The sequence below is a fragment of the Viridibacillus sp. FSL R5-0888 genome (assembly GCF_038009105.1).
In the GTDB taxonomy this organism is placed as follows: Bacteria; Bacillota; Bacilli; order Bacillales_A; family Planococcaceae; genus Viridibacillus; species Viridibacillus arenosi.
Genome location: NZ_JBBPAU010000001.1, coordinates 1,515,275 through 1,529,425, shown reverse-complemented (window position 1 = coordinate 1,529,425; position 14,151 = coordinate 1,515,275). Strand labels below are relative to the sequence as shown.

Annotated in this window: 12 protein-coding genes and 1 other annotated feature; of the genes, 4 read left to right on the top strand and 8 right to left on the bottom strand. The window is 34.4% G+C overall.

All coding sequences use genetic code 11. From position 1 onward, the window contains the following. Window positions 1-7 precede the first annotated feature (7 nt). The 3 genes from MKY02_RS07550 to MKY02_RS07540 form a co-directional block, all read right to left on the bottom strand. Window positions 8-157, bottom strand: a complete 150-nt coding sequence (locus MKY02_RS07550) for a hypothetical protein (protein WP_155981184.1) — start codon at window positions 155-157, stop codon at window positions 8-10. A 209-nt stretch (window positions 158-366) separates the two neighbouring features. Continuing rightward, on the bottom strand, window positions 367-1,371 hold the full coding sequence (locus MKY02_RS07545) for a restriction endonuclease (protein WP_038184673.1): 1,005 nt from the start codon (window positions 1,369-1,371) through the stop codon (window positions 367-369). A 372-nt stretch (window positions 1,372-1,743) separates the two neighbouring features. Continuing rightward, complete coding sequence (locus MKY02_RS07540) at window positions 1,744-2,478, bottom strand: polysaccharide deacetylase family protein (RefSeq protein ID WP_076034659.1); 735 nt, start codon at window positions 2,476-2,478, stop codon at window positions 1,744-1,746. 481 nt (window positions 2,479-2,959) lie between these two features. Between MKY02_RS07540 and MKY02_RS07535 the strand changes: the two genes are divergently transcribed. The 3 genes from MKY02_RS07535 to fabZ all read left to right on the top strand — a co-directional run bounded on the left by MKY02_RS07535 (window position 2,960) and on the right by fabZ (window position 4,833). Then, on the top strand, window positions 2,960-3,628 hold the full coding sequence (locus MKY02_RS07535) for a ribonuclease H family protein (RefSeq protein ID WP_038184678.1): 669 nt from the start codon (window positions 2,960-2,962) through the stop codon (window positions 3,626-3,628). Between the two features lie 163 nt (window positions 3,629-3,791). Continuing rightward, window positions 3,792-4,163 carry a nucleotide excision repair endonuclease gene (locus tag MKY02_RS07530; RefSeq protein ID WP_053416132.1) on the top strand — a complete coding sequence of 124 codons (372 nt, stop codon included), beginning with the start codon at window positions 3,792-3,794 and terminating at the stop codon, window positions 4,161-4,163. Between the two features lie 244 nt (window positions 4,164-4,407). Further along, window positions 4,408-4,833, top strand: a complete 426-nt coding sequence (gene fabZ, locus MKY02_RS07525; protein WP_038185006.1) for a 3-hydroxyacyl-ACP dehydratase FabZ — start codon at window positions 4,408-4,410, stop codon at window positions 4,831-4,833. Between the two features lie 81 nt (window positions 4,834-4,914). Here fabZ and MKY02_RS07520 read toward each other — a convergent pair whose 3' ends face one another. From MKY02_RS07520 to MKY02_RS07500, 5 genes are all read right to left on the bottom strand, one after another. Continuing rightward, the gene (locus MKY02_RS07520) at window positions 4,915-5,424 is read right to left on the bottom strand and encodes a GNAT family N-acetyltransferase (RefSeq protein WP_038184684.1); all 510 of its coding nucleotides are present in this window, start codon (window positions 5,422-5,424) and stop codon (window positions 4,915-4,917) included. Between the two features lie 10 nt (window positions 5,425-5,434). Further along, window positions 5,435-6,190: a class I SAM-dependent methyltransferase gene (locus MKY02_RS07515; protein ID WP_340708854.1), complete on the bottom strand. Its 756-nt coding sequence runs from the start codon at window positions 6,188-6,190 to the stop codon at window positions 5,435-5,437. A gap of 168 nt (window positions 6,191-6,358) precedes the next feature. Beyond that, a complete protein-coding gene (locus MKY02_RS07510; RefSeq protein WP_038184688.1) occupies window positions 6,359-8,233 on the bottom strand; it encodes a dynamin family protein in 1,875 nt (624 codons plus the stop codon). Window positions 8,234-8,505: 272 nt separating this feature from the next. Continuing rightward, entirely contained in the window at window positions 8,506-10,257 is a 1,752-nt protein-coding gene (locus MKY02_RS07505; RefSeq protein WP_340711683.1) for an ABC transporter ATP-binding protein, read from the bottom strand. Between the two features lie 61 nt (window positions 10,258-10,318). Further along, window positions 10,319-12,061, bottom strand: coding sequence for an ABC transporter ATP-binding protein (locus MKY02_RS07500; protein ID WP_076065781.1), 1,743 nt, complete (start codon window positions 12,059-12,061; stop codon window positions 10,319-10,321). A 134-nt stretch (window positions 12,062-12,195) separates the two neighbouring features. Continuing rightward, window positions 12,196-12,449, top strand: a binding site (T-box leader). Window positions 12,450-12,501: 52 nt separating this feature from the next. On the opposite strand from MKY02_RS07500, the gene metG reads away from it, so the two are divergent. After that, window positions 12,502-14,145: a methionine--tRNA ligase gene (metG, locus tag MKY02_RS07495; RefSeq protein WP_038184696.1), complete on the top strand. Its 1,644-nt coding sequence runs from the start codon at window positions 12,502-12,504 to the stop codon at window positions 14,143-14,145. The last annotated feature ends 6 nt before the right edge of the window (window positions 14,146-14,151 follow it).

Here is a 14,151-nt window from a genome sequence, read left to right as displayed (position 1 = left end):
GTTCATCTTATTCAACCACTTTTGTATTTACATAACCTTGTAAAATGACATATCCAATCTCCAAAATTGGAAATAATATTTCTGCAATGCCAATGAAAGCACCTATCAATATAACCATTTCCATTCCTAAATTATAATAACCTACTAATTTAACCAATTTTTCTTGACCTTTAACATTTCAACCTGATATCCTTCACTATTTTTAACTGGATTTTCACTCCCTATAGTGTAACTAAAATAGGTTTAACAACTAAAAAAGGATAAGAAATCATACGAGATTCCTTACCCTCTTGTAATACTATTTAATGTTGTTATTTAAAACTGAACCCATTATCTTTTTTTGTCGAATAGTTTTTTAAAAAAATATTATGACTGAGCTAATCTTCTCATTTCAAATTCCGTATATTTTTTCAAATTTTGATCAGAGTAATCATAAAAGTCTTGTAAATGATCGCTCCATTGTTCATTTTCAATAGAGATTATTTTCTCTTTCAAAACTTGATCATTCCATATTGTCACTCGCAATGTCTCAGCTAACTCCATTGCATCCTTCGTTATAGATGAAGTGGTTACTAAGATAGATGATTCGCAATCATAATATACCTTCTCAACTGCAATTTTATGTACATCTTCCATTTTGACTAAATTGACATTATTTATGCAACGGAACGCCACTTTGCCGTTTGGCCCATCAGCAAATATATCCACTTTAAAGTCACTATCGTCCCTAGCTAAACGAACATTTTCAAAATCAAGTTTTTGCAATTGTTTCGCCATATACAATTTGAAATCGTATGGACTCATTTGATACATTTTTCGTTGACTAAAAAAATTACTATCGTATTTCTTTTTAACATTTCTCACAAATTCATTCACTTGATTGATCTTAGTTGGCGTTTGGAATTTCTCATGGACTTCATTTTCATTTGCAAAAGGTTTCAATAAAATAGCTTCCTCTTTTTTTAACTCTTTCAGACTTTTAATAGCAGCAATCCAGAAATACCCTCCAAGTGCAATAAAACCAATGGCAATGAGTTGAATAATAGGTTGGAATAGGAACTGACTATACAGTTCTTTTACTCCAGAGATATATTCGGATAAACTTTTGGGCGAATGCGTAAACAAAGTGATGAATATAGGTAAACATTCTAAGTAAAATGCAAACACCAGGCTCTTCCACAGCTCTTTCATTGCAACATGGCGTCTCTTTCTTATGTCCGATAATTCTTCAGATTTTGATATCTTCTCTTCTTGTAAAACAATTTTATGTATATTAGCTTCAGCACATTTTGGACAGTACACAACAATTTTCTCGTCTACTAACACCTCGGCAGCTTTCACTTTATGTATGTAACAACGATTTTCAGACATGCTAAAACATCTCACCAACCTAAATAAATAAATATATAGTCCTATTATTTTATTAATAATCGCAACCATTACTTATTATATAATAAGTAAATGATTATTCAATGATATGAAAATACTACATTATTGGGATATGTTATACAAAAAGACTATACGAAAAGCATATCCAATGCGATTCCCATACTTTTTTTAAAACTTCTCTAGTCGCATCTTTCAATTCAAAATGTATAAAAGCGTTCGGCATTTGCTAACAGCATCGCCAAACGCTTTTGTAATATTTGCATTGTTAATTTTAGAAAGAGTAGGATTTCACTTTTTGATTAATCAATTTTCGTTTGGCGTTTTTCCATATCAATTATAAGCTATCGAAACCCATTATTTACTCACTTTTCCATTTACACTAGCAATAAGCTCAGAAACTGTAACAAATTTATACCCTTGCTTTTGAAGCTCAGGTATTATTTTCTCAAGTGCCTTTAACGTTTGAGTCCGATTTCCTCCACCATCGTGAAACAGTATCACATTACCTGGTTTCGAACCTTGAAGTACTTTATTTATTATCTTTTGGGACCAAATCCCTTTCCAATCTTCCGTATCTTGGTGCCAGGACCATATTACAACTTTATACCCATTTTCAGTCGCAATATTGATCATTTTTTCATCAAATTGTCCACCAACAGGACGAAATAACACTGGAGAAAAGCCAGTAATACTGTATATTATTTCATTTGTCTTTTTTAATTCTTCTTCAAAATCCTTTGGTGACGTCTTATAAGGATGAGAATATGTGTGATTAGCTAATTCATGTCCTTCATTATATTCCCTTAAAACCAATTCAGGATGTTTTTCTGCCATTTCTCCAATGACAAAGAAAGTAGCTTTAGCTTTGTACTTAGCAAGTATATCTAAAACTTGTCCTGTATATTTTGGATGTGGTCCATCGTCAAATGTAATAGCGATAATCTTCTCCTCAGTTTTTATATCCCAAAGCATTTGTCCAGATTCTTCGTAGTATCTACGTCCCTTTTCTTCAGCAATACTAAAACCAGCATAAAATACTGAGATGATTAAAGCACAAACAGTCAGAAATAATATATTCTTACGAGTCAATACATCACCTACCAAGCTTAATAATTATTACAAAAACGCCGTTGTCTTAATATTTACCGAATGCGATAAATTATACTTTGTGAAAGGTTCAACTTCCGTCCATAAAATGTATTAACTACTAGCTCGGACACTTAATTTTTGCAGCGTAATTTCTTTACTCCTGTAATGTAAGCTCTAGGATTTTTTCGGGTATAATTATGCTGTACTAAGGAAAAATTAATACTAATATTTATATACAAAACAACGTTATAAAGGCGATTTCAGAATTATACTTCAAAGAAGTCTTTGCTTATATTTTTCAATTTGTTTCGATTCACCTTCAAATACTGGTCAAATAAAAATAATATTACACTCACCACTAAAATCTTAAAATCTCATAATTCAAATAAGACTAACCACAATAAGCTATTGTTAATATGCCTTAATTAATGGTGTGTTTTTAATCTTAGATTATTAAATCAAAGGCATAGGAGGAATGACGATGAACATCTCAATCGAATGGATTTACAAAACACCAAGAGGAGCGGAAACTACATTCCGCTCCGAGGGGATGCCTGCAGCTAAAGGACTGTTAATAGCAGAGGATCTTGAGCGGACAGGACGCGCCAAAAGTATAATCTTTACTGACTCGTTTGACAGCACTTGGACAATCAAGGAATTGAAACGTTACATTAAAGAAATTGAAACTGAACCTCATAATATTACAGTGTATTTCGATGGTGGCTTTGATCGTACGACTAGCACTGCTGGTTTAGGCTGCGTTATTTATTTTGAACAGAGTGGAAAATCGTACAGGGTGAGGAAGAATGCTCCTTCCGAATTGCTGAAATCAAATAACGAGGCTGAATATGCCGCACTTCATTTGAGTCTTGTGGAGCTCGAGCGATTAAATGTTCACCATCTACCTGTCGTTTTCATTGGAGACTCACAAGTTGTCATCAACCAGATGAGCGGAGAATGGGCTTTACTAGAAAAAGATTTATCGAGCTGGGCAGATCGAATTGACGAGAAATTAAAAAAGCTTAGTATTCGTCCTAAATACGAGCTCGTTCCAAGAAAATCGAATGCTGAGGCGGACCGTCTTGCCACACAAGCGCTAAATGGTATCGACATCACTGCACAACTTGAACTGAATGTTGATAATGATTGATACGGATAGATTTTTCAGATAAATAAACAAATATTAGTTTTATGATGGCAATTCAATTTTTTTTATAATAGACGTGTATTTCGTCAACTACTAAATCCAATAGCTTTTCTAACACAATTATGGTAGCATTAACTACTATATGATAATGAGGACGTGAATTTTTTTGATCAAAATTGAAATGCCAAAACCAGATGTAGTAATTCGTCAACGCGAACAAAAAATTAAAGAAGGTGACGCGATTATCCCTTCAATCTATGGATTTATTGATTTTCATGAAATCCCTCGTGATAAAGGTGGCTTTTTCATGTTCTTTAACAAAGAAAATGAGCTTTTATTCGTAGGTAAAGCACGTAAAATCCGCCAACGTGTGAAAAAGCACTTTGAAGATAACGTTTCACCTATTAAAGATCACCGTAACGAAGTTCATAAAATTGAAGTATTCGTTGTTGAAGATCAAATGGAACGTGAAATTTATGAAACATTTGCTATCAACCATTTCCGTGCGAAATACAATACTGAAAAAGTATTTTTCTAAAAACAAAAAGCGTTCAGCCTGTGCAATAGCACTTGTTGAACGCTTTTTTTATGCTCTTAAAATATGTGCCCATAAATAATAGGAAACTAGTGTGCCATATGTGCAGAATTTAATAACTTAAAAATATAATTAATAAAACTCCATTTCATACGTTTTTCTAATAATTTATAAAAAACATTACCAACCATTAGTACCAGGTGTTAATATAAAGAGGTATCAATTTATGATCTTGGAGGAAAACATATTGTTAGACACACAAAAGATAAAAGAAATCATTAAACATCGCTACCCTTTTCTATTAGTAGACAGAGTCCTGGAATTAGAAGAAGGCAAAAAAGCAGTAGCCATAAAAAACGTAAGTGCAAATGAAGAATTTTTTAATGGGCACTTCCCTGGCTATCCCATTATGCCAGGTGTATTAATTGTAGAAGCATTAGCTCAAGTAAGTGCTATCGTTATGCTTACAAAAGAAGGCAATGCAGGACGTTTAGGGCTTTTAGCTGGAATAGATAAATGCCGTTTTAAACGCCAAGTAATACCTGGAGACCAGCTACGCCTTGAAGTTGAAATCACTCGAGTAATAGGTGCTATTGGGAAAGGCAAAGGAATCGCTACTGTAGATGGGGAAATTGTTTGCGAGACAGAATTAATATTCGCATTTGGTGACTAATTTGATTTTCAATTGACTATTAGAAATAAAGATAGAAAGCAGCCGATCATTACAATCGGCTGCTTTCATTTTTACAAAACACTAAATTTCTTGCCAACCATACGTAAGTATTGCTAATTGTTCACCACCAATTTGAATTGGATTTGAGTCGATAAATTTTGCACCCATCGCTTCATAAAAGCGACAAGATGAATTGTCTTCTAATACTTTCACAATTGATGATTTGTAATTGAGTTTTTTAAACTCTGCAAATAATTGTTTTAACATAGCTTTGCCTATTCCTTTTCCTTGCTCATGCTCAAATAAGTAGATAGCTGTAAGATCCGCATCATATGTTGGATATTCACCTTCTTGTGTTTTAGAGCCACTTATAAAACCTACAATTTGTTCTTCTTCATTCACTGCAACAAGAATAAGATTCTGTTCGCTTTCAATATTACGCTTCCATGATGCTTCTCTACTGCTATATGTTAGTTTGTCTAAGTAATCTTGCTTTACAATTCCTTTGTACGTTGTGCGCCAACTGTCTACATGTACTTTCGCTATACCTGCTATATCTTCGTTTGTTGCAGGACGGATAAAATACGTCATAGTCTAGACCTCACTTTTTCCGTAGAATTACTGTATATATCATTGCTTCTTCAATTGGTACTTGCTTATGAAAAATCCAACTATCATAGTCCATTTTGCCACCTGGAATAATCTCTTCAATAGCTAATGAAGTATTTACTAACATTTTTTCGAAATCAGCTACTTCATAACAGCGCAACGATTGTTGCCTTTTTTCATCCGGGTTATCTGTCAACCACCAATTATCTAACATTCTATTAGTTTCTATATCAAAATCATATTGTCGACAAACTGTCTGAGAAAGCTCCATAAATTGCCCTGCTGTTTTGGCCCAATACGCGGGTGCGTAAACATCTATGAATACTGTACCATCAGGTTTTAGCCAATAATCAATATTGTGAAGTAATAATTGTTGATCCGCATCTGTCCCAACCCCAAAACCATCCCAATAACATATAGCATCGAATTTATCAGCAAGCGAAATGGTATAAAAGCTGCCTTGATGAGCCTTAATTCTTCTCGTTACGTTATTCTCCTCGGCAAGCTCAAACATTTTACTAATGGCATGTGGAATGATTTCAACTGTTGAAACGTGATGTTCATGCATCGCTGCTGCTACTGCGAATTCTCCGTTGCTACTCCCCAGCTCTAGAATGTTTAAATTTCTCTTTAAGCCTTTTTTCTCAACTAACTCGACTAGTTCTTGATGGTAATCATCTACTTTTGCATCAAATATTTGAGTCATCCATTCGTATTGTTTGTCATAAAATTGTTCATTCTTGTTCATTAAATAACACTCCTTTTTTAGTATCTGAAAGGTGTGTTAATGAATTAAATTCCTAATCCCCATGTGAAATCAGTCCTTCTTTTTTAATCCCTTTATTGTAACATATTGGAATTATCGTTACTACAAAAAAAGATACTTACACCCTGTTACCGGGGTAAGTATCCTTACTTAATCGCTAATACCGCTATAAATAGGCGGTTTTTCAATTTCTGATTTCATATCATCTATTGTCAATCGAAGTGGCAGTAAATGATATTTTTCATATAATCTTTTTTGCATTTTTGAGATTTCGTCATCTTGTTCATCGATATGTGTACTTGCAATTAACGTTTCATGTGATAATTTAATACTTTTAATCTTTACTAATGTTTCACTCAGTGACAATTTTTCCTTTTTTGTCACAACGAGATCCTTTTGATCAATAAGCTGCTCCACAAATGTTTCGACAAAGTCTTTTGCCTCCAAAATATTATTAAATCCATTCAGCTGTCTAATTGCGTTGATTAACTGTTGTTTCTTTTTCATTCGCTCAGTGCTAATCAGACTAACTCGATTAATAATTCGCTCTATTTGATCGTGAGCGATATCATTTAAATTCTTCAATACCGCTGGATATTCGTTAAATAATTGCATTTCTAACGCGAGAACTTTCTTGTATTGTTGCTCAAGTGTTGCTTGTAAAACTTCCGAAGGTTCGTTTGATTTACTCTGCTTTATACTTTGTTGCTCGTTAACAAACATTGTTTTTAACAGGCCCTTCCCTGTTGAATGACGCTGTTTTCCATCGTTTCTATTAGACTCGTTTTTGTACGATTGAAGCATTGTACGGTATTCCCTTACAGCCTTCAAATAATCTTTTGAATACTCAACAAAGACCATGACGTCATAGGTTTTAAAATGCTTATTATTCGATATTACTTGTAGCAATTGATACAACGTTTGCACATCTTTAAAAACCACGCTTGCCTTATGATATTCCTTTTCATATGTGATGAGCTTTTGATTTTCAATTTCTGTTCTTTCAGATGCTTTTTGTTTCCCTATTTGATACTGGATTAATAGATTATAAGCTGTTATATAAGGCTCTCTTTGTGGTATTAGTTCCATCTCAGTTTGGAACCTCTTAAGCCATTTAATAAAGCGTTCCATGATGAGGTATACACGGTCTGATTGGTTAGCATGGGAATTCTCAATTTCCTCTAATAACAATTCAAACTTACTTTGATTCCACTTATCATCATCTCCGGTTGCCACAGCTACCTCGGCATTTCTAACAGAGATCCCCATTATTTTACGGAAATAAGGCGATAGCAATTTATTTTGTTCAGCTATGAATTGTTCATAAGCTGTTTCATGAATATCAATTGCATTAATAATTGCTAATGGTTTTACATTACGTTCATGAAATTTTCCGAGTAGCTTCAATTCACCTTGTGTTGGTTTTGAATTACAGTTAAAAATCCAATACAAATCATCCGCGCGGTTTAATATCGATTCCTTTACATACACTGACTCATCACCACTCGGCTCTAGCGGTGTTGTATCGATAAATGTAACTTTCTTTAGTAGTTCATTATTAACATAGACTTCAATATAGTCCAAGTTTTCACGTAAGATTTCAGCACTAAAAGTGTCCGATGTTGTAAATAGTTCCACTTTATCAAGATCAAAACTAGCTACTTGTCCATCAAGAAAATAAGCCTTCACTTCTTCTGTTTGACCGTATCGAATAATGGTATTTATCGCTGTTGCTTTCGCCAATTTCGTTGATAGAACGGTTCTTTTAAGCAGTGCATTTACTAAACTTGTTTTCCCTGCGCCAGTCATGCCTATAAGTAAAATCATAGTCTGATTTTGAGCATCTTCAATAATTCGTGTCAGTACTTTATTTGTACCTTTAACATATGTATTTGTTGAAAGAATCATATTCAAACTTTTTAGCTTAGTAACGAATTGTTGTAAAAACTCATTAGGTTCATTTTTGTTCCAACGAATAAGCGGTGTATCTTCTAGATGATGTATTTTTCTTAGGTCCTTATCCATATTAACCAAACCCCATTTCTAATAGTTCTAATTATACAGTAAAACAATATTTTAATAATTAAAGAAAGTAAAACCAATGAAAAAATAGGGCAAAACATCGTCCACACACCGCTATAACCAAGACTATTGAACAAAGAAATAAAACCTATAATAGTATATATTTTATTTAAATATTATTTTCAGATATATTTTTACCAAAAAACTCAAATCTCTTTAAATGATATATCAAATGAATAAGATGATAGGTAATAATAACTATCACCTTTTTCAATTTAAGATGATATTGGTAGAATATCTAATTTCCTTTGTAATTCAGAATAAAATCCTTGTTGCTCTATGAGTTCTTTATGATTGCCACGCTCTATTATTTCTCCGTCTCTAATAACAAGTATTTTATCGGCATTTTCTATCGTTTTTAAACGGTGTGCTATGACAAAACTCGTTCGACCAGTCATTAAATGTTTCAGGCCTTTTTGAATCTGCACCTCCGTACGTGTATCTACACTAGAAGTGGCCTCATCAAGAATAAGAATATCCGCATCTTCTAAAATGGCTCTTGCAATTGCCAGCAGTTGGCGCTGTCCTTGACTTAAATTCACTCCACCTGACTTAATCTCCGTTTGATATTGATCTGGTAAATATTTTATAAACGAATGAGCATATGCCACCTTCGCAGCTTGAATGACTTCATCGTCTGATGCATCAAGTCGACCATAGCGGATATTATCCATAATTGTTCCAGAAAACAAATACGTATCTTGCAATACAACGCCAACCTTTTCACGGACATTGGCTATTTTATAAGAACGAATATCTTCGTTATCTAGTAATATTTCACCTTGATCAATATCATAAAATCTTGTTAGTAAATTAATAATCGTTGTCTTCCCTGACCCTGTAGGACCCACAAGCGCAATTGTTTCACCTGCTTTTGCTTGAAATGAAATATTCTTTAAGACTGGTTTACCTGTATCATACGAAAAAGTAACATCGCGGAATGAAACATCCCCTTTAAGCTGTTCCTTTACAATTGCATTTTGTCCATCAGTTCGTTCTGGTTTTTCATCCATTATCTCAAACACACGCTCTGCTCCTGCAATGGCAGATTGAAAAGTATTCAACAAATTAGATAGCTGATTAATTGGTCGGAAAAATTGACGTGTATACGTTACAAATGCCGCAATGACGCCGATTGATGTATGACCACTTACCGCCATCAGTGCCCCTGTCCCAATCACTAACCCTAAACCAAAATTGTTCATAAAGTTATTAATGGGGCCAAGGAAGCCCGAAGTAATTTCAGCTTTCATAGCGGATGTTCTCAAACTTTCATTGACCTTTGCAAAATGTGTAGTCGTCATTTTTTCTTGACCAAACAGAGTAATTACTTCAGAGCCAGTTATAGTCTCTTCTATATACCCGTTTAATGCCCCTAAATCACGCTGTCTTTCAGAATAGTTCACACTACTCTTTTTAATAATTTGTTTCGATACAAATACAATTAGCGGAATAATGGTTAAAGTGACAATCGCTAACTGCCAGCTTAGTATGAACATTGCAATGCTCGTGCCAATCAACGTTAGTATTGATGAAACAATTTGAACGACACTTTGGCTCAACGCAACATTTAAGTTATCAATATCATTTGTTACACGACTCATTAATTCCCCTTGTGAACTTTTGTCAAAGAAACGTAGTGAAAGTGAATGCAACTTTTCAAATAGATCTAATCTTAACTTTTGAATCGTTTTTAACGCTGCATTGATCATGACATATGTTTGAAGCCAAGTGAAAATTGACGTTAATACATATACACCCGCCAAAATAAATAACATTTTGGTCGTGCCACTTAAATCTTTTGTAATAATATAATCATCTACGATTACACCAATTAGAAGCGGTCCCGCTAAACTTAAAACCGTTGTTAATATAACGAGGAAAATGGCTCCTATGAGTTGCAATCTTTGCTGTTTTACATAATCCCAAATTCGCTTTAACGTTTGTTTTTGGTTTTTCGGTTTCACAACTGGCCCACGAAAATGTGGTCCACGTTCTAATCCATTACGGGGTTGATTAGTCTGTTCTTTATTCACTTAATACCCCTCCTTTTTCCACTTGGGTATCATAGATTTCTTGATAGACTTTATTATTTTCAAGCAATTCTTCATGAGTTCCCATACCAACAATTGCTCCGTCTTCCATTACTAAAATTTTATTGGCATTGATAATGGAGGATATTTTGGAAGCCACGATAAAGGTTGTCGTGTTTTGATAATCTGTTGCAATTGCCTGTTGTATATTTTTTTCTGAAATACTATCTACTGCAGAAGTAGTATCATCTAGGATAAGGATGGATGGCTTTCTGATAAAAGCTCTTGCTAAAGCTAGACGCTGTCTTTGTCCACCTGATAAGTTTGTTGCACCTTGTGTTAAATTGTGCTGTAAATCATCTTTTAATTTCTCAACAAATTCCGTAGCACTAGCAGCATCAAGTGCTTTATACATATCTTTTTCTAAACTTTTTTGATTTCCATATTGTAAATTTTCTTTTATTGACCCCGAAAACAGCGTTGCCTTTTGTGGTGTAAATCCGATGTTTTCTCTAAGCATTTCTAAATCATAATGCTTAAGCGGTATATCATCTATGAAGATTTGTCCTTGATCCACATCAAAAAGTCTAGGAATCATTTTAACAAGCGTTGACTTCCCGCTGCCCGTTGTTCCAATAATGCCTATGAAATCTCCTGGATGCGCAGTAAATGAAATGTTTTTCAACACTTGCTCGCCATTTTTACTATAGCTAAAGCTGACATTTCGAAAAGTAACAGCACCTCTTACTTCTTCTAGTTGGATAGGTTTTTCTGTATTTTGAATGTCAATTGATGTTGCAAGTATTTTATGCACTCGATTTGCAGAGGGAAAAGCGCGGGCAATTTGCATTAACACCATACTACTAGAAATTAGACCATTCATAATAATCGTTAAATAATTTATAAATGCTAAAATAACACCTACTTGCAGCGTGCCATTATCCACCTTAATTGCTCCAAACCAAAGTGCAGCAATAATCCCCATATTAATGACAAACATTGTTAAAGGCATCAAAACCGCTACGACTTGGTCCGCAGTGATTGTTCGTTTTGTTAATTGATCATTAACATCCGTAAACTGTTCAATTTGATGGCGTTTTCGATTAAATGCTTTAATCACTCGAATTCCAGCTAAATTTTCCTGCAATTTTGTATTCACTGCATCTATCGCTAGCTGTACTTTACCAAACATAGTACCTGATAATTTCGTGAAAAAGTAGATACAGATGATCAAGACTGGAACTACTATGAGTAGTACTGGAAATAGCTGTCTAGCAGTCATAAATACTATGACAATACTCCCGACAAATAATAAAGGACCACGTACAAAAATTTTCAAAGTCATCATTAACGCACGTTGTAAAGCCTCTACATCGCTCGTCATTATTGTAATGAGCTTACCGGTTCCAAACTCGTCTCTATTACTACTCGAAAAATAAGAAATTGTATCAAATAAATCCTTCCGAATATCCGTTGCAAAATGGACAGCCGTCTTAGCACTAAAGATGGAACACCCTACTCCACCAATAAGTCCGACTAATGCACTGACAATCATTAGAATGCCCATTTTCACTACATATGTATGATCCTGATTAGCAATACCTGTATCAATAATATGTTGCATAATAGTTGGTTGGATTAAGTCCATCGTTACTTCGACTACCATCAATAACGGCCCTAAAATGGCCAACCATTTATACGGTTTTAAAAACTGTAGAATTCTTTTAACAGCTTGCATCGTCTTCCTCCAATTTTGTAAATTAGATAATTATAACATAGTATTTAATGCAAACTCATTCAACCGCTGATTTTTTATTCGAAATATACTTGCTTTTCCATTAATAGTGTTTTATACTTCTTTTCAACATATAGAAACACGCGTTGATGAGGAAAAGTAAAATAACTTAAGTTGTCAAGAGAGCTTCTGTCGGTGGAAATGAAGTGAACTTAACTATTTGAAAATGACCTCTGAGCTTCGTACCGAACGATTTTTTTAGTAGGCTACGACGAGAAAGGCACTCGTTATAACAGCAACAGTATCCCTAATTGGCGTACTGATGAAGGCAAATGGTGTAAGCTATTTGCAAACGAAGGTGGTAACACGGGTATATAATCTCGTCCTGATCAATTTAATTTGATTGGGGCGAGTTTTTTTATTTTAGGAGGGATTTTTTTAAAATGAGTATTGTTATTGGCGGAGCTTGGCCTTATGCAAACGGATCATTACATTTGGGACATATTGCTGCATTATTACCAGGAGATATTTCAGCTAGATATTATCGATTAAAGAAAGAGAGCGTTCTTTATGTATCAGGTAGCGACTGTAACGGTACGCCTATTTCTATCAGAGCAAATCAAGAAGGTGTTACTGTAAAGGAAATTGCAGATCGATATCATGAAGAATTTACAGCCTGTTTTAAAAAGCTGGGTTTTACTTACGATTTATATACGCGTACAGATGCTGAACACCACCATCAAAGCGTTAAGAATATCTTCTTGAAGCTACTAGATAATGGTTTTTTATATAAAAAAACAATTGAACAAACGTATTGTGAACATGACAAACAGTTTTTGCCGGACCGTTTTGTCGAAGGAATCTGTCCAGTATGCGGTAGCAAGGCACGAGGGGATCAATGTGATTATTGCTCAACAATATTAGATCCACTGGATTTAATTGATCGAAGATGTAAAATTTGTGGCAATCAACCCATCGTGAAAGAAACGGAGCATTTTTACTTTGCATTCAGTAAGATGCAAAATTCTTTAGAACAATATGTGCAAAATGCAAAGGAACAAAAAGCATGGCGCCAAAATGCAATCGACTTATCCGAACGATACTTAGCAGAGGGCGTACCCGATAGAGCCGTTACGAGAGATTTACCAAACGGAATTGATGTACCAATAGACGGTTTTGACGGAAAGAAAATATATGTTTGGATTGAAGCTGTATCAGGGTATTACACCGCTACTTTAGAATGGGCAAAACAACATCAGAAAAACGTTCAAGATTTCTGGAGTAACGACACAATTTCTTATTACATTCACGGGAAAGATAATATCCCTTTTCATACAATCATTTGGCCAGCTATTTTAATGGGATTAAATAGCCCTGCCCTCCCTACACATATTGTTTCAAATGAATACTTAACACTTGAGAAACGGAAACTCTCTACTAGTTTAAACTGGGCAGTATGGGTACCCTATATTATTGAAAAATACGATGTAGATACAATTCGATATTTCTTGACGATCAATGCACCAGAAAATCGCGACACAGATTTTTCTTGGCGCGAATTTATTTATAGTCATAATAGCGAGCTTCTAGGTGCATACGGAAATTTCGTTAACAGGACATTAAAATTTATCGAAAAATCATTCAATAAACAAATTCCTAAAGGCATACTGAATGCTTCAATTAAACTTCAAACGCAAAAACTCTATGATGAAGTAGCTATCGCGATTGAACAAGGGCATTTCAAAGCACCACTTGAAGAAATTTTCTCTTACATCCGATCGGCTAATAAATACTTTGACGAACAACAACCCTGGTTACAAGTAAAAGATGATGAAGTTGGTTGTGCAAATACACTTGCTACATGCATCTACATCATTGCGAATTTATCACAATTACTAGAACCCTTTATTCCGTTCTCAACAAAGAAAATACGCGACATGCTTGGAATTACTGATATCTCATGGCATGAATTAGTAGAATTACCGACATTCATTCAATATGTAGAGCCCTTGTTTGAGCGTTTGGACATTGCACTAATTGATGAAGAATATCAATATCTCATCAGTCAAAGTAACATTAATAAATAAACAAAA